The organism is Weissella sagaensis, from assembly GCF_005405285.1.
Taxonomy (GTDB): Bacteria; Bacillota; Bacilli; order Lactobacillales; family Lactobacillaceae; genus Weissella; species Weissella sagaensis.
The window spans coordinates 168,393-192,250 of record NZ_BJDT01000003.1; the positions used below are offsets into that span (position 1 = coordinate 168,393).

Consider the following 23,858-nt stretch of genomic DNA (forward strand, 5'->3'; position numbering starts at 1 on the left):
TAGTAATTTGCTATTTTGCAAGATAAGAACATTTATTGTGTTCTAACCTCATTATTTTTTACTGAACCGTAACTGATTTGGCCAAATTACGTGGGTGATCAACATCTAAGCCACGACCAAGTGATGTATAATAAGCCAACAATTGTGCTGGGACAACACTTACTAATGGTGTTAATAGTTCGTTAATATCTGGCAATACCAAATCATCTTCCGGCTTAGCAATCGCTTTAGTCACAATCGTAAACGTCTTTGAACCACGGGCTTGCGTTTCAGCTAAATTACCACGCACTAATCCTGCCAGACTTGGTTGCGTCATGATTGCAATAACGGGTGTATCTTGTTCAATCAATGCCAAAGTCCCATGCTTTAGCTCACCTGCTGCAAAGCCTTCTGTTTGAACATATGATACTTCTTTCAATTTTAAAGCATCTTCAAGCACTACTGCAGCATCCACACCACGCCCAATATAAAAGGCATTCTGTGATGGCACAAGCATATCATCAGCAACTTTTTGTAACGTTTCTTTGTCGTCAATGATACCTTGGATAGTCACGGCAATCTTTGATAATTCCTGTTCTAGATCAAGATTTAATTGCTTACGGTCTGCCAAGGCGTATGCCAAAATAGCTTGTAACGTAATTTGCGCAACGTAAGCTTTCGTTGAAGCAACCGCAATTTCAGGACCTGCAATCAATGGCAAAGCATATGTTGCTTCACGCCATAACGTTGACTTTTCAACATTAGTTAATGTTAATGACTTGAATCCTAACGCATTAATATTTTGTAGCACTTCACGGGAATCAGCGGTTTCCCCTGATTGTGATAAGAAAATAAAGAATGGGTTTTCTGACAACAATGGTTGATCATGTGCAAATTCTGATGAAACATGAACTTCAGTTGGAATCCCCGCCCAGCGTTCAAACATACGCGCACCAACTAAACCAGCATTATATGATGTTCCAGCAGCAATGATGTACAAACGATCAGCGGCTTTTATATCATTGATAATTCCTTCACCAATTTGCGGCTCATTATCTTGTGGCAAATAACGTGAAATCAGATGGCGCAAAACAATTGGTTGCTCATCAATTTCTTTTAACATGTAGAATGGATAAGTCCCCTTATCTGTTTCAGTTGCATCAATATCCAAATGGAAGATATCACGAGTGACTGATGCACCAGTTTGATCAAATAATTGTACATTATCTGGGTCAACAATGGCAATTTCACCATCATGTAGCTCGATAAAATCATGGGTTTGATCTAACATAGCGACCGCATCAGATGTTACCACATTAAAATCTGCGCCAATACCGATTAACAAGGGTGACTTTTGCTTAGCAACATACATGCGTTCAGGCTCTTCACGATCCATCAATAAGAACCCATATGCTGAATTTTCATCCATCAAACCAATTAATTTCTTTAATGCATCAATAGTAGTTGCCCCTTCTTTAACAAATTTATCAATCATTTGGACTGCTACTTCAGTATCAGTATCTGATTCAAAGTGCACACCTGCTAAATAAGTTTGCTTTAACTCAGCATAATTTTCAATCACACCATTATGTACCAGGTAAAAACGGCCATCACCCGACTTATGTGGATGCGCATTGTCAACTGATGGCACACCATGAGTTGCCCAACGTGTGTGCGCAATTCCTGCAGATCCTTTAACATCCTTTGAGGCCACAAGCTTTGCCAATTCTGAAACCCGACCATTTTCTTTAACTAGTTGATCAGTCCCCGTCGTTTCGTCAGAAACATACAACCCTGCAGAATCGTAGCCACGATATTCTAATTTTTGTAGTCCCTTCAATAAGACAGGTGCTGATTGATAATTGTTACTACCAGTAAATCCAACGATTCCACAAAACATATTTTTCTCCTTAAAAACTAAAATCCAAACAAATCATCAAATGGTATAGTATTTTTTTTGGTTATTTTTTATTTTTTTATATCATAAACACTATTATTACGCGTTAATGTTTGCTGGTCAACAACTTCATACAATTATATAACTACTTTGGTATAAATTGGTATAGTTTTAAAATATTGAAAAGTTTAAACTTACTTTAATTGTAAAGAAAAAGAGTTAGCCCAAAATAAGCTAACTCTAAAAATATTAAGATCAGTGATCAATAGTGACCAGAGATTTTTCAATCATCGCTTTAATTGTGAGCGTTTGAATGCTTACAATCATTGTGGTGGCGCTTAACATCCATGCTTTTATATGCACGAACAGCGCGATCAACTTTCTTATTCAACATATTCATTCCAAACATAAGATTGCCCCCTTTTATAATTTTATTCAAAGTGTAAAGAAATCCTTTACACTACTGTAATATTTACCGTTGTTATATACTAACGCACTTACCTTAAATTGTCAATAAATTATATATTGATTTCACCATGTAAATCATAGTCTAGACCCTTTTCTTCAATTGCTTCATCTACACGCAACGGTGTTACCAACTCAATTAATTTCGCAATGATAATCGTCATTATGCCAGCCAACAAGATAGTGATCACCATTGCACCAAGTTGTGTGCCTAGCAATTGCCAACTAACCGATTGTCCTGTTAATGATTTTGATGCAAACAAGCCTGTTAAAATACCCCCGATAACACCGCCAACACCGTGCAAACCAAATGCGTCAAGCGTATCATCATAGCCCAACCGATTCTTTAGGACGTTGGTTACAAAATAAGCGCCAATGGCAACGATAATTCCCATGGCCATTGCACCAGCTGGTTGAACAAATCCTGCCCCAGGTGTAATTGCCACTAACCCAGCAACGCCACCTGACATTGCACCTGAAACCCGCACCCGCTTGAAGATAACCATATCCATGATAACCCAAGTCAACATGGCAAATGCAGCTGCAATACTTGTATTTGTAAAGGCAATTATTGCAACACCATTAGCCGCTAATGCTGATCCGGCATTAAAACCGAACCAACCAAACCATAATAAACCACCGCCGACAACAGTTGCTATTAGGTTAGTCTCGTTTAGAAATTGTACTTTACGTCTTTTACCAATCAACAATGCCAGTACTAAGCCAGAAACTCCCGATGAAATATGTACGACATCACCACCAGCAAAATCTAATGCACCGTGAGAAGCAATGATACCATCACCCCAAACCATGTGTGCTAATGGGACGTATACTAACAGCATCCATGCCAACAAAAATAGAATAAAAGCTTTAAAATTCATACGACCAACCACAGATCCTGCAATAATGGCCATTGTAATCATTGGAAACATCCCCTGGAATAAAGCGAATAAGCCATCCGGAATACTTAATCCTCTTGTACTTTTAGTCATTGAAACATTATGCAAAAAAGCAGCATCTAAATTACCAATAATTGGTCCTGACCCACTAAATGTCAACGAATATCCAACTGTGAACCATACCACACCACCAACAGCAACCGCAATCATAACCATAGCTAGGGTATTAACAGTTGTCTTGGTTTGTGATAAACCACCGTAAAACAAAGCTAACCCCGGCACCATTAACCAAACTAAACCTGCACTAATTAATATCCATGCAATATCTGCACCATTCATTGCCCACACCTGCGCTTTCTTAAATATCTTAACATCAGTATAAGCATCTAAATAAGAATCGTACCGAAATGTGTTAGCAATTGTGACATCTAATGGTATAGACTATTAATATTTTCACTATTTAAGTCTATAAAAAAGCCGAAGATATCCATTTTAGATACCTTCAGCAAAATGATAATAATCATTTATTAATTTGTTGGAACACCAATTGTGTTCATTGTAGCAGTTGAAACGTCCCCACCATACAAAGGTCCCGTTTGTGCTTGTTTTAGTCCTAATGACTTGCGCAAAACATTGGTTGCACGTTGTTGTTCATCACTTGAAACAACTTCAGTTGATCCTGAAGACAAACTATAGCCATCACCTTGAATATGATCATTCTTAACATTGTCCGCAGCGCCTGCATACTTGCGCACCATCGTAATCATATCACCATATGATAAGTCAGTTTGCATCGATGATGTAATTGAGTTTAAGAAACCTGAATCCAACAATTTAGTTGGGTTGTTTTCAGCAGCTTTAATAATACCTTGTAATACCAAACGTTGACGATTTTGACGACCATAATCACCTTGTGGATCATCATAACGCATACGTGAGAATGCTAAGGCTGCTTCCCCCGTCATACTAGTATAAGTCTTCCCATTATGTGTATAAGTACTTGAACCTTGTGTAAAGCTATACAAGTTACCACCAGTTGCATGCGCTGTATCAGGATTAAAATCAAATGTTAATGGTGAATTGACCTTAACACCACCAACTTTATCAACTACTTTTTCCATACCACCCATATTAACTAAGGCATAGTAATCAATAGGCACGTTTAACCATTTTTGAACCGTCTTAATCGTTGATTCAGCTGAACCATATGAATAAGCAGCATTAATTTTTTGTGGGAACGTATCTTCATGACCAACAATTGAAACCAGTGTATCACGAGGAATTGACATAATAGTCGTCTTATCCTTCTTTGGATTAATCGTTACCAACATAATCGAATCAGTACGTCCTTTATAGTGCCGATTTAATTCACCCGTATCAGTTCCTAACAATAAAATTGAAATTGGCCTACCCGATTTCATAACACTTGAAACATCACGCGCCTTTTTCATTGTTGGTTCTACATATGATTTATCGATTGCCCCTTTGGTTTGCATATAAGCATAACCAAATAAACCAGCGACTATCAAAATCACCAATAATATTAAACTTAAAATAGTATTGCGTATTTTATGTGATTTTTTAGGGCTTTTCTTCTTACCACTGCGATTACTGCGTGATACTTGTTGCTCGTCATTCATGAGCTTTTCCTCCTAATATAGTGATCATCATACCTATCTATGCGATTAAAAACAAGCACTCTAACATGTATGATAATTAATACCTATAAAACATTATACACAAATAAGTTCATAAATAGCTGCTAAAATTATTAAGATAAAAAAAAGAATTGAAAACCTGTGCAGTCCCCAATTCTTTTTGAATAATTAACTAGCTTAAATCGTTAATAATTCTTTTTCTTTTTCAGCAGCAATTGCGTCAACATTCTTAATGGCTTCATCTGTCGCCTTTTGAATATCATCCTCAATACTGTGTGCTTCATCTTCAGATAAGTCATTGTTCTTTAAAGCCTTTTTAGCTTCATCCATCGCATCACGACGAACGTTACGAACAGCAATCTTAGCACTTTCTGCTTCACCCTTAACTTCTTTAGCTAAATCTTTACGTGTCTCTTCTGTCAACGCTGGGATAACCAAACGAATAACTGAGCCATCATTAGCTGGTGTTAAGCCTAAATCAGATGCGAAAATAGCTTGTTCAATGCCTTTAAGAGCTGTCTTATCAAAAGGCGTAATCAACAAAACTCGTGCCTCTGGCACAGTAACTGATGCCAATTGATTCAAAGGTGTTTGTGCACCATAGTATTCTGCAGTAACATTACGCAAAATTGATGGGTTGGCAACACCGGCACGAATATTTCCTAATTCACGCTGTAAAGCATCCCCTGCTTTACTCATGCGCGTTTTTGCTGATTCAACAATTGCATTGGCCATAATACTAATTTACCTCCACGGTTGTTCCAATATTTTCACCCAAGGCAACACGTTTAATGTTCCCTGTTGTATTCATATTAAAGATTACCAAATTGATATCATTATCCATAGATAGTGTTGAAGCGGTTGAATCCATAACCTTCAAACCTTTATCAATAATGTCTTTATGTGTTAACTTTTCAAACATTGTTGCATCTGGGTTCTTACGAGGATCGTCGCTGTAAACACCATCAACACCGTTTTTAGCCATTAGAATAGCTTCAGCATTAATTTCAGCTGCACGCAAAGCAGCAGTGGTATCAGTTGAAAAATATGGTGAACCTGTACCTGCACCGAAAATAACAACGCGTCCCTTTTCTAAGTGGCGCACTGCCTTACGGCGAACATATGGTTCAGCAACTTGACGCATTTCAATAGCAGTTTGTACGCGTGTTGGAACATCGTGTGATTCAAGTGCATCTTGCAATGCTAATGCATTCATAGTAGTACCTAGCATACCAACATAATCAGCTTGTGCACGTTCCATACCTAGTTTGGCACCAGCTTCACCACGCCATAAATTACCACCGCCAACAACGATTGCAATTTCAACACCTAGTTCATAAACTTCCTTGATTTCCGCTGCGATATTGTTAACAGTTTCTGGATCAATACCATAACCACGTTCACCAGATAATGCTTCACCTGATAATTTTAACAATACTCGTTTGTACTTTACATCTGCCATTCTTTAATTGCCTCGGACTTCTTATTCACCCATTTGTGCTGCAACTTCAGCAGCAAAGTCATTTTCAGCCTTTTCGATTCCTTCACCCACTTCATAGCGAACGAATGAAACAATCTTGCTGTTATTGCTTTCAACATACTTTGCAACAGTTTCTTTACCATCACCCTTAACGAATGGTTGGTCAACTAGTGCAATTTCAGCCAAGAACTTGTGCAAACGTCCTTCAACCATCTTTTCCTTGATGTTGTCAGGCTTTCCTGCCAAATCTTCTGACTTCATTTGAACGTCTTTCTCATGAGCCAAAACTTCAGCTGGTACTTCTTCACCTGAAACATACTTAGGTGCAATAGCTGCGACGTGCATTGCAACGTCCTTTGCAACTGCTTCATCAGAACCATCTACCAAAACAAGTGATGAAATACGACCACCCATGTGTGAGTAAGTTCCGAATACTTGTCCATCTGTCTTTTCAATAACAGCAAAACGACGTAGTGTAATCTTCTCACCAGTAATTTGAGTTGTATGAACAATCATGTCATTCAAAGTTTCATTTTCAGCCACTTTTAATGCCAAAGCTTCTTCAACATTAGCTGGTGCATATTCAACAACTGCATTTGCAACAGCATGTAGCAATTCGTTAAATTCTGCATTACCAGCAACGAAATCAGTTTGTGAATTCAATTCGATGATAGCAGCTTTATTATCCTTTGAAACAACATAAGTCATTCCTTCTGCAGCAACAGCGCCAGCCTTTTTAGCGGCTTTTGCCATTCCCTTTTCACGCAAAGCATCAATTGCCTTGTCCATGTCACCTTCAGTTTGAACCAATGCCTTCTTGGCATCCATCATACCAACACCGGTCTTCTCACGTAACTCTTTAACTTGTGAAGCAGTAATAGCCATTTTTATGGTCTCCTTGTATATGCTAAATCTTATCTAAACTAGTATACACGAAAATTAAGTCATTTTCTATATAGTTAGCTAGATATCTACTACCATTTTACATGAGTTTTGCTCATAGCGCAAAAAAAGCTTACGCCCAATTAGGCGTAAGCTTTTTTATATCTTGAAAAGCAGAATTAGTTCTTCTTACCTTCAACAAGATCAGTCAATTCTTCGATTGAAGCTGGCTTGTCACCTTCGGCAGCAAAATCAGCCTCTTCAACAGAATCTTCACCTTGGTTACCTTCAATAATAGCATCAGCCATCTTTGAAGTAATCAAACGTACGGCACGGATTGCATCATCGTTTGATGGAATCTTAACGTCAATTTGATCAGGGTCAGCATTAGTGTCAACCATAGCCACGATAGGAATGTTCAACTTGTGTGCTTCTTGCACTGCCAATTGTTCCTTGTGAGGATCAACGATAAACATCAAATCAGGAATCTTAGGCATATCTGCGATACCACCCAAGAATTTGTTCAACTTTTCACGTTGCTTGATTAGCAATGAAACTTCCTTCTTTGGCAAACGATCAAAAGTACCATCTTCTTCCATTGCACGTAATTCCTTAAGACGGGCGATACGTGCTTGGATAGTATTCCAGTTTGTCAAAGTTCCACCTAACCAACGGTGGTTAACGTAGAACATGTTTGCACGAGTTGCTTCTTCAGCAATTGAGTCTTGTGCTTGCTTCTTAGTACCAACAAACAATACCGTTGCACCATCAGCTGCTGCATCACGAACATAGTTATATGCTTGATCAACCAACTTAACTGTCTTTTGCAAATCGATAATGTAAATGCCGTTACGTTCCGTAAAGATGTAATCTGACATCTTTGGGTTCCAACGACGAGTTTGGTGTCCAAAGTGTACACCAGCTTCAAGTAATTGCTTCATTGAGATTACTGCCATGAGTATCTGCCTCCAAATGTTTTGTCCACCTAGCCTCGCATGTAGCCTGGCGACCCGTAAAAGGGGCACCCGTCAAACTATTGAGAACTAGTGAGTATTTTTGGTATAAAACCAATTACTTACTATACTCATTTTTTTCATAAATGTCAATAAATTAATCCATAAATACACTAACTTGATGATTTCGCAAAAAGGCCTCTTTTTGCTTTCTACTTAATTGTTTAAACATTGCCTCAGCATGAAGTGCATCATGTTTCGATTCAAAAGCTTCTGCATAAATTAATTGTAATGGATGCCGCTTAGCTGGTCGCGTAAATTTTGCCCCCTTACCGGCCTCATGCGTTGCAAAGCGTTGCCCAACATCATTTGTAAAACCACAATACAACATATTATCTGCTGTTAATAAGACATACATATAATAAAGTTTATTCATGTTGTTGCCGGCCTTCATAAATTGACCATACGGCATCAGTATACGTATCGTCTTGATTATGTGTAATAATTGGTGGTAGTATTTGTGCACCTGACAATTTACCATCTTTAATAGCATCAATTAATAGCACATTAGCAGGTTCACCTGCTTTAGGATAAACAAACTGAATTCGCTTAGGGGACAAATGATTTTTTTGTAAGGTAGCTAAAATTTCAAATAAGCGATCTGGTCGGTGCACCATATAAAAATGGGCTTTATTTTTTAACAATTTTTTTGCTGTATATATTACCAATTCTAAATCAGCCATAATTTCATGACGTGCAATCGCATAATGCTCATTTTCATGAATAATGGTTTGATCATTATCTATTGAAAAATATGGTGGGTTTGACACAACCATATCAGCTGATCCTGGCCGGATATCATCAAAAATATCACGCATATCTGCGTTTATGATTCTAATTTTATCCGTCAAATCATTCATCATAACTGAACGTTTAGCCATATCAGCAAGCCTTTCTTGAATTTCTACACCAACAATATTACCCGTGACTTTATGTGCCATAAATAATGCCACTGCCCCATTTCCTGTCCCCAAATCAACAGTTAACCCACGTCCGCCCTTACGTGGTTGCGCAAAGTTTGCAAGTAAGACTGCATCTAGTGAAAATGAAAAAACATTTTTACTTTGAATAATATGAACATCATCGTTATATAACATGTCAACACGTTCATCAGGTAATAATTCAACTTTCATAAAAATTAAACTCCTTATTTCATAATTATTTGCCAATAACGCCATTTTTGTGGGATAATAAGGCGTTATTATTAGGGAGGATGAACAAAATATGTTCTATTCATTCATACGTTATGTTGCTGCTGGCGTTGTCTGGCTAATTAATGGTCGTTATAAATTACTTGGCACAGATAAATTACCAAAAGGCAATTATATTTTAGTCGGCCCACACCGTACTTGGTGGGAACCAATTTTCTTTGCACTAGCAGGCTGGCCACATCGTTTTAGTTTTATGGCTAAAAAAGAACTTTTTAAAAACCCCATTTTAAAGTGGATTTTAATTCATGCCAATGCTTTTTCGGTTGATCGTGATCATCCTGGTCCTTCAGCAATCAAGACGCCTGTTCAAAATCTTAAAAAGACTGACTTAAGTTTGATTATGTTTCCATCGGGCAGTCGGCATTCTGAGGAAATGAAAGGTGGTGCATTAATAATCGCCAAACTTTCTGGTGTACCATTAGTCCCAATTGTTTATCAAGGACCTGTTAAATTTTCGGGATTGTTTAAACGTAAAAACGTGACTATGGCCTTTGGTGATCCCATTTATATTGATAAACGAACGAAAATCAACGAAGAAACGACCAATGAATTTGGTAATACTCTCCAAGCTTCATTTGATAAATTAGATCAAGAAATTGATCCTAATTGGGTGTATGTGGATCCTAAGCCAACAAAGAAAAACAATCATTAAATATGAGTGGGATATTTTCTCACATAAAAAGGTAAACTCATTTTAAACAAATGTTTTTACCTTTTTTATTGCCCTCGTGCATAAACATATGCCTAATAAAAAAGTTGAGTTGTTGTCAACTCAACTTTTTTAATCACACTATTTCTTCTTTGAAGAAGTTTGTGCTTGATTCTTCATTTGTGACATCATTTGGTTCAAACGCTTTTGTGACGGCTTTTGTCCCATTGAAGTCATCATTGATTTCATCATTTCTTCTGAAATTGGTGGATTATTCTTAATATACGTCTCCATTGAGCGACGTGCAATAAAGAAACCAGCGACAGCACCAAGTATCGCAGCAAGAATGACAATAAAAATCCAAATTGTTGTGTTCATTTTATTACTCCAAAAATATATTCAAATGCTATTATATCTAATTATACGCCTTTTTACTAGTTATTAGAACGTTTAATTATCGCGAATACCTTTGTCACGTTGAATTTTCTTTACTTTTTCAGGCGTGACTTCATTACCATCTTCATCATAAACCTGAAGCATTTCTACTTGTGAACGAAATGCTTTTCTAAAATTATCCAAAAATTCAGCTCGCAATTCAGCACGTTCTGAAATTTCTTCCTCTGTTAACCCTTCTGAGGTTTTTGCTTTAGCAGCTAATTCGTTAATTCGTGTACGAACAGCCATCATATGTTCAGTTTCAGCCATGCCCATTCCACCTTTTCATTGAAGTTAATGGTATCATTTTAACATAATTCACTCGATTCATTACATAATTAATTATACAAATATCAACAAAAACAATATTTAACGTAGAATAGAATTGATAAAAAGGAGTACTCGATGATGACTAACAAGTCTACCAAACAATTAGATATTTTGAAATTTATTTATGAAAAACAACAACAGCGTGGTTATCCACCAACCGTCCGTGAAATTGGTGATGGTGTTGGCTTAGCTTCTTCTTCTACTGTTCATGGTCACTTAACAAGATTACAAGATAAAGGCTTTATTCAAAAAAAAGCAGAAAAAACACGCGCTATTACGGTGACACCTACAGGTATTCAAGCCCTCAAAAAGGCAGATATACTCACTTTAGCTGATACACCAGCTCCTATGATTAATACACCTCAAGATATAGTAGCCTCACTAGATGAAGAAACTATTATACTAAAACATAATAGCAACACGATGATTAATATTGGTATTTTAAATCATGATTATCTGATTATTAAAAAAGAGACTGCTATTCCAGATGGTGCAATTGTTGCCGTAATTTTAGATAAGAATAGTGATGGTGCACGCCAAACAAATGTCTATCGTTATTTTAAAGAAAGAAATCAAGTCCGTTTACAACCAGAAAATAGTAATCTCAAACCAGTTATTACTAATAACGTTGAAATTATTGGCCAAGTTATTGGTGTTTATCGTAACGAAATTAATTAAAAAATGAGTGATGTCAATTAAAACATCACTCATTTTTACTATTTATTACGATTATCGTAGTAATCTTTTTCTTGTTGTTCCCAATTAGCTTTATCAGCTTCTGTAATTGGGCGCATTACTTTAGCTGGATTACCAACAGCAACAGTATCAGCTGGGATATCTTTAACCACCACAGCACCGCCACCAATTACAACGTTATCACCAATCGTGGCCCCCGGGCCAACAAAAACGTTAGCACCAATCCAAACATTGTCACCAATTGTTATTGGCTTACCATATTCTAACCCACGTACACGGACAGCTGCATCAATCGGATGACCAGCAGTAATTAAACTAACACGTGGTCCAATCATAACATTATTACCAATATGTACTTCACAAGTGTCTAAAATCGTTAATCCCGTGTTGCCGTAAAAGGTATCGCCAATATAGATATTTTTCCCGTAATCAATATACAGATCAGGCTCAATATAACTATCTTTACCAATTTTCCCCATTAAATCTTCTAATAATTCTTGTACCTGTTCTTCATCTTCATGGGCCGTTTGATTATACAATGCCACACGTCGTTTACCAGCTTTACGAGCAGCAATCAGTTCTTTATCACCTGATTTATAAAGCTTACCCGACAACATAATTTCACGTTCTGTTTTCATTAAATCACCCCAAATATATAAGTATGGCTATTATTTTAACATAAATTATGAGGTACATCTAAATGCTAAAAATTCTATTAAAGATAAAATATGGGATATATATTAGCGTTATAATAACTTAAAGATTATTTATACAATGAGGTGTTCTTTTAATGAGTAAACAAATGCAACGTGATGCCACTTTTGACATCGCCAGGGCAATGGGCGTTTTGGGTGTAATCATTGGTCACACTTTAATGGGTGGCCATTTAAATTTCTTACAAAATATTATCTTCGAAATGAATTTACCCATTTTTTTCTTCGTTTCAGGCTATTTTTATCGAAATAAAAAGATAATGTCACTAATAAAAGGCGGCTTCAATACCTTACTGTTTCCATACATAATTTTGGCTATAATTTGGATTATTTTAAATTACATAAAAATTCCGACACTACACACTATTAAAGTTTTTACAATAGCTGCATTTTATGCCTCAGGTGCACCCGGAATAGCATTATTTGGAGATGGCAACATTGCAATTGGTGCCCTTTGGTTTTTACCAGCCATGTTTATCGGTAACATACTATTTCATTTTATTATGAAGTTAAAAAGTCATTCTCTACAAATTATTTTTGTCCTAATTTGCGTTTTACTTGGTTTTTATCTAGGTCCTTTATATCGATTCCCACTTTCCTTGGCAGCAGTTCTTCAAGTACAACTTTATTACTATGCTGGACATTTATGGAAAAATTATCGTCAAAAAATTGAAAATAATTGGACATATTATTTACTGATATGCATTTGTGCAACTTTTTGGATTGTCGGTGCTTTATCAGGTTGGTATGGTTTAACCGCTGGTACAGCAAATCATATTTTATTAGCAACACTTGGCGGACTTGGTACACCGTTTATTTTACTATTACTGGCCAAAGGTATTATTAAATTTACAACTAATTTTGCTGCTCTTTTTAAATGGATTGGGCAAGTGTCGATTTTGTTTTTCATCTTTAACTGGCTTGATATTATCTTCATAGATTCGATGGTTAATACACACCTATTGATACCACTATCCGCTGCTGTGAGTGAAAATGCTGCTTATATCATCATTAGTCTTATCAGAGTATTATGGTCCATTATTGCTGTTTTTATCGTTCTAAAATTTAAATTTATTAGAACCATTTTTTTAGATAAAAATGCACCTCTTCATATTTAACAAAAACTTCATCCCGTGAGAGTTCCGGGATGAAGTTTTTGTTTGTGCTCATATTTTTTGCATAAAAAATCCCCTATTGATAGATAAAGAATATAATGCAAATTCATCTTTATCTATCAACTGGGGACTCCAACAATGTATTTAAACTGGCCCGTTAATCTTTTATTACACCTTATTGATTATCTGTAAAACTATCATCTAAATAATGATTACCAGCAGTAATATCATATTGTACTAACATGAATTCATGTAACAATTTTTTCTGCTTTGACGTCAAATCTTTTGTATTTAACTTATGCCCCTGCTCATCAACAAATGTGTCTCGTGTGTAATTAGCAAGTGCTGGTAATTCATCAACAAATTTGGTCTGCAAAGCAAAGAACGGTGTCAATTTACTGTTAGTAGCTTTTAATGCCAATGCTGGAAAATCACTTGGTGATGCGTACGGACGCTCATCATGCTGTAACTTACTCTTATTCATTTTACGGGCAGCTGCATTCTGATAAATAAAGTAATCAGTTTCATGACTTGTTTGCATTTGCTTATTTTGATCGACAAAAGTAAATACAACCGGCCAATGATCACCATAAAAAACCATCGTTATTGGGCGCTTAATCTTTTCAACTTTAGCAATTAATTTTTTCGTTGCCAAATCGGTTTGGTGTACACCTGTAATGTATGTTTCAATTTGATCCTTAGTTGAATTTGAAACAGCCGGTTCTTTCATCTTATAAGGACTATTCGGATATTCTTTAGCTGAATATGGTAAGTGATTCTGCATTGTCATTAATTGTAAAAACTGTGAATCTTTATTATTTGTGGTATCCACTTTATCTAATAAGAATTTATACGCATTTTCATCAGTTGGATACTCTGCACGAGATGATAATTTACCAGTGTACTTGTCCGGATACTTATAGGTTAACCCATCAGTTGTGTAGAACTTTTGAATTCCCATATCTTTGTAAGCATCACGCCGGTTATAAAACATTCCTGCATATGGATGAAGTACTTCTCGTTTATCAAATAGACTTGGTAGAATGGGTGTTTTATGTGCAAATGGTACAACTTGTGTATAAGGAACTGCCATTTCTGGTGCAAAAGTTGCTAAAGGAAGCCCAGCAATTGTCATATATTCAATGTTGGCTGTACCACCACCATGACCTGACGACAGCATTTTACCAGAAATTACTGCTTTATCTTTAATAGCATCAATATTTTTATAAGCATCTGGCCCTTTATATGCTAAATTAGGAACATCATCTGGATTGGTTAATGATTCACTCAAAATAGAAATAACTGTTTGTCCTTTTAAATTATCCTGTCTTGTTTCATTTAATTTATCTGCATATTGGGTATATTTCTTTTGTAAATGTGCCATTTCTTTAGCAGAATAACCAGCCGGTTCTCGCATAATGACACTAGAAATATTTGATACAAATGTCATAATTGGGCCATTGACCATGGCATCATCAACGCCTATTTTATTTTGCCATTGATACCCAAAATGATTTAAAATAGCACGATTTTGATCAGCATTAACGACAAACGGTGTTGCTAACATTAAAAAGGTAACGATTAAAACAACCAATCGGCTCCCTGCCTGCTTAAACATCATACTTTGCACTGACTCAGAAAACTTACCAACTTTTTTTCGGCGTATATAGAGCTCTAATCCAACTGCAAGTACAAGCAGTATGACAATCCCTGCTACAGCCGCAACTAATAAGTCTTTATCAACCATTTTTGTCAATCCACTGACAGCAGTAACTTCTGACATATCACTAAAAATAATTGGTTCGTTACGCGTTTTCATTTTCATATATTCAGCCACAATTGCTACAATTGCCGTTAACGAATATATCGCAACCCCCATAAACAAATGATTAACCAGCACTACTATAAAAATAAATAATGTTAAACAAGCTAGTATTGAATAGAGTGCTTGTGGTCGCATCATATATTGACGGACAAAATCTAATACAACTGGTATATCAGTAGATTGATAGTTCAGGCGCCCCCATACTTGAAAGTGCATTGCAAATTGCAACAAAAAAACTGTCACAATACTTAAAACTAACCCAATAATTAATAATTTCATCCAGCCATTGAAAGAAGGTCCTATAAATTTAGATTTATTAAAAATTCTCTTCATCTAATTTACCCTATCCTTATCCCAATAATCCGTAATTTTAATTACTGCCCATTTCGATACAATAATAATAAGCAAAACGATTACCCAAGCCAGCATAAAAACAAGCCATTCAGTTGTAATTATATTGTTTAGCTGATTTTTTATCGGCACAATCATCGTCATAAACGATAAAATAGCAATGCTTATACTGTAATGTTTACCTATACCAATCAACCACATCGTCCAGCGAGATAAATGCTCACTAATATACCAAATAATTGATAGTATCGCTTCAAGTATGATTATGGCTGCCAATGTTCCAATAATCCAATGATTAATTTGCGCAACAGTTAATTCATACGCACCATTATGTGACATTATCCAACTAATAATACCACCTGCCAAAATTGTGGCTCGTGCTGGTTGCCAGGCCTTGGTTTCATCATTAAAATAGTGACCTAATAACATAAATGGTTGCACCACTACCCCTGATGTAAAAGACCAAGGTAATTGGACCCCTCGTGAAACATAAAATCCACCATATGTTATTAATACAACTAATACAATTTGTAGGGACAGTGGCTTAATTTTAATAATTAAAGTTGTTATAATAGTTCCCCAAAACAAGGCTAATAACGCCCAACCAAGGCCAATACCGGTCTCAAATTGCCAAAACATTGTGGCTCCTGGCCAACCATTACCATATAGCATCGCCTTTACACCAACCCGAATCGCTTGAAATGGCTGGTTAAGTAACGATGTTAATCCAAACATTTGGACAAATTTACTACTAGCAATCAACAAGAGACTAATTAAAAAATATGGTACTAAATATTTTAATATTGATTGTGTAAGTGTTTGTACAATTCTTTGATTAATTTTAATTGCATATCCAGCAACAAAAAATATCATTGGCCAAGTGGTCCATGTTAAAAACCGATACCACGCGATATTCTGCTGTTGGCTAACCATTTGCATCGCAATCAACATAATGATTGCAACGCCTGTTAAAACGCTAACAGTTCTTTTTCTAATATTCATTATTTCTTTGTCCATACCCAATCTTACAAATTAAAAATTTATTCATTATATTTTAAAAAAACGCTCTTATTATATTACCATTTTTAGTAAATAAAGCACAAATTATTACCAATTCACTCTGTCATACATCTCTATTTAAGTAAATAAAAACACCAAATCAAAAAAAATAACAACTTTTGATTTGGTGTTTGCTTTATCTAAATTATTTATTTTTATTTCTTAATACGCTGACTAATAATAATAAAAATGTCACCATGCTAATTATCCATGCAATATACGTTGTTATTGGGGTAATGGCACGAACAGTTACTTTATTAATAGCCACATTTCTAGTTTTGATAACTAATTGCTTATCCTTATTTATTTTATAATCATAGTGCTGATGATGATTATCGACTATTTCATAATTCAATCCCTGATACCCCACCATCGGCAAAATTGTCTGTACTTGTTTTTTAAACTTAGATTGATAGATTAAACCATTACTAATTGATTTTGTTGACGTACTAATAAGTTGACCATTCTGTATAATTTTCTTTTCTTGCAAAGCTTTATTAAACTGAAAATTAGCTGGCATATAATCAAAAGCACCATAAGTTATCCAATACCCCATAATATTCTTAAAATCATCATTTTTAATTTTAAAATTAGCAATCGGTGTATAACTAACTGGCTTTTTTGACGTAGGTTTATAATCTGTGCGTACTGACAATGCATTAACTCGATCGACAAACCCAAATTTCAAGCTAAATAATGTAACAACAACTGATATTATTGTTAATCCTACATATAAAATACGTTGCACTTTAATAGATTGGAAGATATTACGAATCATAAAAATTGACGTTAAACTCAATAAAAAGATAGCGATAATAAATACACGATGTGGAAATTGAATAACGCCCAACGGTGTCGTATACAAATATTGCCAAATATAACTCATACCGCTAAAAATAATTAACATTGATACAATTGTTGCATATTTAGTAAAACGATCTTGTTTCCACCAAGTAAATAACACACCAAAAATTGATATGAATGCGACAATACCAATACTATTTGTTTTAAAAATAACATCTGATTTAAATGAAAAAGCTGTCTTAAATAATTCTTGAATATCTGGTGCAGACCAAATCGTTAATGTCGTAGCACCAGGTGTGGCTAAATCATTACGCAACATTGCAATAATAAACGGCATTAAGAATACCATTGATAACAAAATTGTAACAATAGCTGACACAGACAAATTAGCTAAGCTATTCAATTTATTTTTTTTGAAAATCAATAAAAAGCCCGTAAATATTGCTGTGTAAACCGTAATAATAACAAAAGATAACATGTGTGACAAGATAATTAAAGTAAAGCCAATTGCTAACAATAAAATAGTCTTTCTATCTAACTTCACAATATTATCGGTCGTACTTTTTACCAAGCGAATCAATCCCAGTACCACCAATGGCATAAACGACATCGCCCATACTTCTCCAAATAACCATTGTTGGACCGATTGCGATATCAATGGCGTTGTTATTGTATAAATAAAAGCAGCAATTGTACTTTCTAACACCGATAACGAAAGCTCTTTTCCGACCCATTTTGCAATACTAAATTGGACCATTAACTGTGCCCACATTAAGACATACAATGACGTAACTGGTGGGAAAATAAATTGTAAAATTGCACCAATATATATTGGTAGTGACGGATACATGGTTGGTACCAAACTACCAATTTGATTTGATGAAAATGTTGAAATAACAGGAATTAAATTCCCGCTTTTTAAATGATTGTAGTATTCAAATATTCGATTAGCATGAAATTGCAAATCTGCACCTGAATAAAGAAAGCCAAAGCGGCCAACATACGCTAACAGCATGACGAAAAATAACGCTGGTATTAAATAATAAATCCCTTTTTTGATGGCATTAATCCCCATGTTTACTCCTTAAAAAATAACATTTTATGCAAAATAAAAGTGCTTTTTTAACTAGCACGATTATTATTATATCATTTCACTTCATCAAAAAAACCATTAACTAAGCATGTGATTGTCATTACTTGATAAAATCATTTTTTAAGTAATGATTACCCGAACTCAAATCATATTGCACCAATTTCAAGTCATGTAATAACATTTTTTGTTGTTTAGTTAAGTCTTTCGTTGATAACTGATGGCCATTATTATCCACAAAGCGATTGCGTTGATAATTTGCAAATGCTGGTAGTTCTTTCACAATTTTTGTTTGTAAAGCAAAAAGTGGTGATACCTTACTATTCGTTGCCTGCAAAGCTAGTGCCGGAAAATCACTTGGTGATGCATAAGCACGTTCATGTTTATTCAAATTTTGCTTGCTTTGTTCTTGTGCAGCTTTGTTTTGGTATATAAAGTAATCAGTTTCATGTGAACGTTCCTGTTGCTTATTTGGATCAACAAAAGTAAAAACACCTGGCCAATGATCACCATAAAAAATCAGCGTAACTGGTCGCTGCAATCTATCTAATTTAGCAATCAAATTCTTTGTTGCAACATCAGTATAGTGAACACCTGTGATGTATGTTTCAATTTGTTCTCGTGCTGTATCTGATAAAGTTGGTGATGTCACTTTGTAATTGTTCTTACCATATTCACCAGGGTTATATGGCATATGGTTTTGCATTGTCATTAATTGCAAAAACTGCGAATCTTTATTTGAAGATTTTGCAATTTTCTTTAACAAATATCGATAAGAATTTTTATCAGCTGTATATCCTGAATCACCTAAAGTACCTGCATATGAAGCGGGATATTTATATTTTTGGCCATCTGTTGTATAAAACTTTTGAATTGCCATCTTCTTATAGGCATCACGCCGGTTATAAAATGTTCCCACGTATGGATGAATTACTTCACGCTTGTCAAATAATCCAGGTAGCGTTGGTACTTTATCAGCAAACGGTACTAATTGGGTATAGGGAACTACCATTTCTGGCGCATACGTATTTAACGGGAATCCCGCTAAAGTCATATACTCAATGTTAGCAGTTCCACCGCCATAGCCAGATGACAACATTGTTCCAGACATGACAGCATTCTTTTTAATCTGATTAATATTTTTGTAGACATCTGTCCCTGTATACTTTAAGGCGTCTACTTTATTGGGGTCTGTTAGTGACTCACTTAGCAACGTAATAACTGTTTGACCTGCTAAATTATTTGTGCGTGTTTTATTAATCTCTGCTGCATATTTCTCATATTTTTGATCTAGTTTAGCCATGCTTTTAGCTGAATAACCTGCTGGTTCACGCATAATAACGGTTGCAATATTCGATACAAAAGTCATAACTGGTCCATTCACCATGGTATCATCGCCAGTATTAACACTTTGCCACTGATACCCAAAATGCTCTAATAATGCGCGATTACTGTCTGCGCTTGCTAAAAATGGTGACCCTAGTAACACAACTGACGCACATAATACTAACAAACGTTCCCCCATCTTTTGGAACATCATGCCGTGCACTGATTCTGCGAACCTACTTGTGCGCTTTTTGCGTACCCATGTCTCTAAACCAACAACAATAACAATTAATACTAAAATCGTCACGATTGCCCCAAACAGCAAAGTTTTATCAACCATCTGTGTTAAACCACCAACAGCCGTAACCTCAGATAAATCACTGTATAAAATAGGTTCATTACGTGCTTTCATCTTCATATATTCAGCAATGAATGCCACAATCACTAACACCCAATATGTTGCGATACCAATAAATAGATGATTAATTAGTACAATAATAAAAATAAATAAAATCAAACCAACTAATACTGAAAAATATGCTTGAGGACGCTCCATAAACCGGAATGCTGCTTGGAAAGCTTGCCCAATATCATTGGTTTGGTCAAACCGCCCCCATGTTTGGAAATACATTGCAAACTGTAATAGTATTGTGGTACAAATACTAAATATTAAGCCAATCAACAACAGTTTCATCCACCCATTAAATGATGGCCCAGTTAATTTAAAATTTTGAAATCTTTTTTTCATTTAACTAATTCCTTCATTACTAGACCAATTAAAGTAGCGTTGGCCCATATATTGAATCATAAGTTTTACTACGAAAACAATAATAACCATAACTAACCAAATAATCACAAAAGTACCATGAGGTAACTTAATTATCACACTAACATAGTGTGCAATCGGAAACATCAAGTTAACGAAAGCCAACACTGCAATATTAATTGACTGTTTATCGCCCAATTTGACAAAATAATCATATAAAGGATTAGACAATAACTTTGTCAAATAATTGGCAATTAAAATCAACATAATTAACCCTAATAATGCCGTTATTATACCCCAAAACCAATAACGTGTTGTTGCTAAAGTTAATTCAAAAGGACCACTACTAATCGACATCAACCAAACAGTTAGCATCCCTACACCAATGGTAACCGGTGCACTAATATTTGTTATAACGACTGTTTTAAAATATTTTCCTAATAGAATATATAGTTGCATAATCAATGCTGCATCTAACGACCAAGGTAACTGCACTTTAGTACCTAAATAAAAACCTAATACCATCAAAACTAAGCTAATGATTACTTTAACTATTTGAATCCGTAACTTATCTATCATTAATTGGATACATACCCCAAAAAGCAATGCTAGCAAAATCCAAAGCAAACCAATACCAAAATCATGATGGCCAATCAATGTATCTGTTGGCCAACCATTACCATATAACATCGTTACTGCGCCAATTTTCATTGATGGAAACGGTATTTTTACCCATTCTCCAGCTAAATGAAGAACCTGCATTATTTTATTAACAACGACAATAAGTACTCCCGTTATTATGTATGGTAATAAGTAACATCTTATAATATGTAATATGCTAGCTTTACCTTCTTTGTTAGTCATATAATAACCTGCAATAAAAAACAATGATGGCCATGTTAACCATGTTAAAAAATTATATATCACTGGATGATCTGGAATCGTAATCATTTGCATCAATACTAACATCAGTGTAACGATACTGGCCAAGATATTAACAATTCTATTTTTTTCAAGTAATTGCAAAATACTTCCCCTTTTTAGATAACTAATTAAAAAGAGCTAGGTAATAACACACTAGCTCCTTCATTCTGCATTTTTTAAACCTAAGTAGCTACGCTAATAAATAAGAATAACATATTTTCCTTTAAAAGCCCTTATATCTATACTATCGTTTTCTAATAATGTAAAATACTCATTTTTATTTCATGGTTTTTGTAAATTTATTAGACAAATAATGTTGGCCATCACTCAAATCATATTGTACTAACTTAAAATCTGCTAATAAACGTTTCTGTTTACTGGTTAATTGTTTCGTTTGGATAGTATGGCCTTGTTCATCTACAAATTTTCCCCGTGTATAATTAGCAAACGCAGGCAATTGTTCACTCACCTGTGTCTGTAAAGCATAAAACGGTGAAACTTTGACATTCATCGCGTCTAATGTCAAAGCTGGGAAATCACTTGGAGAAGCATATGGCCGCTTAAGATTACTTTGTAACTGTTCCCTTTTTTTAGCAGCATCATTTTGATAAATAAAATAATCTGTCTCATGAGCTTCTTTTGCTTGAATTTGCGGGTCAACAAAAGTAAAAATTCCTGGCCAATGATCACCATAAAACACCAATGTAATTGGTCGCTTTGAATTATCAACATGCTTAATCAATTTTTCCAAGGCCAAGTCAGATTGATGAACACCTGCTAGGTAACTTTCTATCTGGGTCTTAGTATTTCCTGAAACAACTGGTTTTGTCATTTGATACTGATTATTAGGATATTCTCCTTGATAATACGGCATATGATTCTGCATGGTCATTAACTGAATAAATTGCGATTTTTTATCAGTTGACTTCAAAATTTTATTTTCTAAGTACTTAAAGGCATTATCATCTGTCGGATAGGCATTCTCAGAAGCACCACCCAGATACTTTTTAGGATAAGTATCATCCTTATTATCCGTAGTATAAAAATGGTTAATCCCCATTTTCTTATACGCTTCTTTACGATTATACAAACTTCCCACAAACGGATGTAATACTTCTTTTTTATCAAATACTTGTGCAATATTAGGCACTGTATGCGCAAAAGGTACTAATTGCACATATGGAACAGTCATCTCTGGTGCATATGTTGCTAATGGAAAACCAGCTAATGTCATATATTCAATATTAGCAGTCCCTCCACCGTAACCAGAAGATAACATTTTTCCAGACACAGTTGCTTGTTGTTTAACAGCCTCCAAATTCTTAGAAACGTTATCCCCTTTATATTGGAATCCTTTAATATCATTTGGATTAGCGAGAGATTCACTTAAAATATAAGCAACTGTTTGTCCCGCTGCTTTTGATTGTCGTGTTTCATTAATTTGTTGTGCTGTATTACCATACTTCTTCTCAATACGTTGCATTTCTTTAGCCGAATAATCATGAGGTTCACGCATAATAACGGTTGAAATATTCGCCATAAAAGTCGCAATTGGGCCGTTCCAAAGTGAATCATCCCCAGAACTATAAACAACCCGTTGATAACCAAACTTTTGTAGCCAAGCCTGATTATGATCGGCATTAACAACAAACGAAATTGATAATGAACCCATTGTAACGACCAACATAACCAAACGAAACCATTTATTTTTGAACTTTAATTGGCTAAAAAAATTATTTAAACGGCCAAGTTTTTGTTTATGTACGAGATATTCTAGTAATACCGCAATAATAAGGATAATTAATCCTAAACTAACGGCACCAATTAATAATTGGCGATCAATCATTCCTGTTAGGCCACCAACAGCAGTCGCTTCCGACATGTCACTAAACATTATTGGTTCATTACGTGCTTTAACTTTCATGTACTCAGCAACAAAAACAACAATTACTGTTATCAGATAAATCGCTATCGTCATAAAAAAGCGATTTAAAATTGCATAAATTAAAACAAAAAATACAAAACAAATAAACACTGAAAACCAAGCACGTGGCGCTAACATAAATTTAATTGATTCACCTAGGGCTTTTGTAAAATCTGTTGTCTGATTATAACGACCCCAATCTTGGAAAAACATTGCCACTTGCAACATAACTGTCGTACCGATTGCTAATAATAAACCGGTTAATGTTACTCGCATCATTCCAATATAATTTAACGGTCTAATTGGTGTTTTTCTTTTTTTATTTATGCCATTCATTTTTAACCCCTACTTATATACTTTTGTTCTA

General features: G+C 35.1%; 21 protein-coding genes. 3 read left to right on the plus strand and 18 right to left on the minus strand.

Going from position 1 to position 23,858, the window contains the following annotated elements; genetic code table 11:
* Positions 1–58 precede the first annotated feature (58 nt).
* From glmS to FFM55_RS04545, 9 genes are all read right to left on the minus strand, one after another.
* A complete protein-coding gene (gene glmS / locus FFM55_RS04505) occupies positions 59–1,879 on the minus strand; it encodes a glutamine--fructose-6-phosphate transaminase (isomerizing) (RefSeq protein ID WP_137600577.1) in 1,821 nt (606 codons plus the stop codon).
* Positions 1,880–2,394: 515 nt separating this feature from the next.
* Complete coding sequence (locus FFM55_RS04510) at positions 2,395–3,579, minus strand: ammonium transporter (protein ID WP_137600578.1); 1,185 nt, start codon at positions 3,577–3,579, stop codon at positions 2,395–2,397.
* 188 nt (positions 3,580–3,767) lie between these two features.
* Positions 3,768–4,880: an LCP family protein gene (locus tag FFM55_RS04515; protein WP_137600579.1), complete on the minus strand. Its 1,113-nt coding sequence runs from the start codon at positions 4,878–4,880 to the stop codon at positions 3,768–3,770.
* 195 nt (positions 4,881–5,075) lie between these two features.
* Positions 5,076–5,633: a ribosome recycling factor gene (frr, locus tag FFM55_RS04520; RefSeq protein ID WP_042493833.1), complete on the minus strand. Its 558-nt coding sequence runs from the start codon at positions 5,631–5,633 to the stop codon at positions 5,076–5,078.
* Positions 5,634–5,637: 4 nt separating this feature from the next.
* Positions 5,638–6,360 carry a UMP kinase gene (gene pyrH, locus FFM55_RS04525; protein WP_042493832.1) on the minus strand — a complete coding sequence of 241 codons (723 nt, stop codon included), beginning with the start codon at positions 6,358–6,360 and terminating at the stop codon, positions 5,638–5,640.
* A 21-nt stretch (positions 6,361–6,381) separates the two neighbouring features.
* Positions 6,382–7,263, minus strand: a complete 882-nt coding sequence (tsf, locus tag FFM55_RS04530; protein WP_042493830.1) for a translation elongation factor Ts — start codon at positions 7,261–7,263, stop codon at positions 6,382–6,384.
* A 176-nt stretch (positions 7,264–7,439) separates the two neighbouring features.
* Positions 7,440–8,216 (minus strand): 30S ribosomal protein S2, encoded by a 777-nt coding sequence (rpsB, locus tag FFM55_RS04535; protein WP_042493829.1) that lies wholly within the window; start codon positions 8,214–8,216, stop codon positions 7,440–7,442.
* Positions 8,217–8,370: 154 nt separating this feature from the next.
* Positions 8,371–8,649, minus strand: coding sequence for a GIY-YIG nuclease family protein (locus FFM55_RS04540; protein ID WP_042493828.1), 279 nt, complete (start codon positions 8,647–8,649; stop codon positions 8,371–8,373).
* The gene (locus tag FFM55_RS04545) at positions 8,642–9,406 is read right to left on the minus strand and encodes a tRNA1(Val) (adenine(37)-N6)-methyltransferase (RefSeq protein ID WP_137600580.1); all 765 of its coding nucleotides are present in this window, start codon (positions 9,404–9,406) and stop codon (positions 8,642–8,644) included. The genes FFM55_RS04540 and FFM55_RS04545 overlap by 8 nt, the downstream gene beginning before the upstream one ends.
* A 91-nt stretch (positions 9,407–9,497) precedes the next feature.
* Here FFM55_RS04545 and FFM55_RS04550 point away from each other — a divergent pair, with 91 nt between their 5' ends.
* Positions 9,498–10,136, plus strand: a complete 639-nt coding sequence (locus FFM55_RS04550; protein ID WP_042493824.1) for a lysophospholipid acyltransferase family protein — start codon at positions 9,498–9,500, stop codon at positions 10,134–10,136.
* Between the two features lie 138 nt (positions 10,137–10,274).
* Here the strand turns inward: FFM55_RS04550 and FFM55_RS04555 are convergent, their stop codons facing one another.
* On the minus strand, positions 10,275–10,511 hold the full coding sequence (locus FFM55_RS04555) for a YneF family protein (protein WP_042493823.1): 237 nt from the start codon (positions 10,509–10,511) through the stop codon (positions 10,275–10,277).
* Positions 10,512–10,583: 72 nt separating this feature from the next.
* Entirely contained in the window at positions 10,584–10,838 is a 255-nt protein-coding gene (locus FFM55_RS04560; protein ID WP_137600581.1) for a DUF896 domain-containing protein, read from the minus strand.
* Between the two features lie 135 nt (positions 10,839–10,973).
* On the opposite strand from FFM55_RS04560, the gene lexA reads away from it, so the two are divergent.
* A complete protein-coding gene (lexA, locus tag FFM55_RS04565) occupies positions 10,974–11,576 on the plus strand; it encodes a transcriptional repressor LexA (RefSeq protein WP_081839325.1) in 603 nt (200 codons plus the stop codon).
* Positions 11,577–11,614: 38 nt separating this feature from the next.
* On the opposite strand, the gene FFM55_RS04570 is transcribed toward lexA, so the two are convergent.
* Positions 11,615–12,232 carry a sugar O-acetyltransferase gene (locus tag FFM55_RS04570; protein WP_137600582.1) on the minus strand — a complete coding sequence of 206 codons (618 nt, stop codon included), beginning with the start codon at positions 12,230–12,232 and terminating at the stop codon, positions 11,615–11,617.
* A gap of 152 nt (positions 12,233–12,384) precedes the next feature.
* On the opposite strand from FFM55_RS04570, the gene FFM55_RS04575 reads away from it, so the two are divergent.
* Positions 12,385–13,425, plus strand: coding sequence for an acyltransferase family protein (locus FFM55_RS04575; protein WP_137600583.1), 1,041 nt, complete (start codon positions 12,385–12,387; stop codon positions 13,423–13,425).
* Between the two features lie 172 nt (positions 13,426–13,597).
* On the opposite strand, the gene FFM55_RS04580 is transcribed toward FFM55_RS04575, so the two are convergent.
* From FFM55_RS04580 to FFM55_RS04605, 6 genes are all read right to left on the minus strand, one after another.
* A complete protein-coding gene (locus FFM55_RS04580) occupies positions 13,598–15,580 on the minus strand; it encodes an LTA synthase family protein (RefSeq protein ID WP_137600584.1) in 1,983 nt (660 codons plus the stop codon).
* Positions 15,581–16,600, minus strand: a complete 1,020-nt coding sequence (locus FFM55_RS04585) for an acyltransferase family protein (RefSeq protein WP_137600585.1) — start codon at positions 16,598–16,600, stop codon at positions 15,581–15,583.
* 202 nt (positions 16,601–16,802) lie between these two features.
* Positions 16,803–18,536 carry a putative glycosyltransferase family protein gene (locus FFM55_RS04590; RefSeq protein ID WP_137600586.1) on the minus strand — a complete coding sequence of 578 codons (1,734 nt, stop codon included), beginning with the start codon at positions 18,534–18,536 and terminating at the stop codon, positions 16,803–16,805.
* A 118-nt stretch (positions 18,537–18,654) separates the two neighbouring features.
* Positions 18,655–20,625, minus strand: coding sequence for an LTA synthase family protein (locus FFM55_RS04595; protein WP_137600587.1), 1,971 nt, complete (start codon positions 20,623–20,625; stop codon positions 18,655–18,657).
* Positions 20,626–21,669, minus strand: a complete 1,044-nt coding sequence (locus FFM55_RS04600; protein WP_137600588.1) for a hypothetical protein — start codon at positions 21,667–21,669, stop codon at positions 20,626–20,628.
* A gap of 175 nt (positions 21,670–21,844) precedes the next feature.
* Positions 21,845–23,827 carry an LTA synthase family protein gene (locus FFM55_RS04605; protein WP_137600589.1) on the minus strand — a complete coding sequence of 661 codons (1,983 nt, stop codon included), beginning with the start codon at positions 23,825–23,827 and terminating at the stop codon, positions 21,845–21,847.
* Positions 23,828–23,858: the final 31 nt, after the last annotated feature.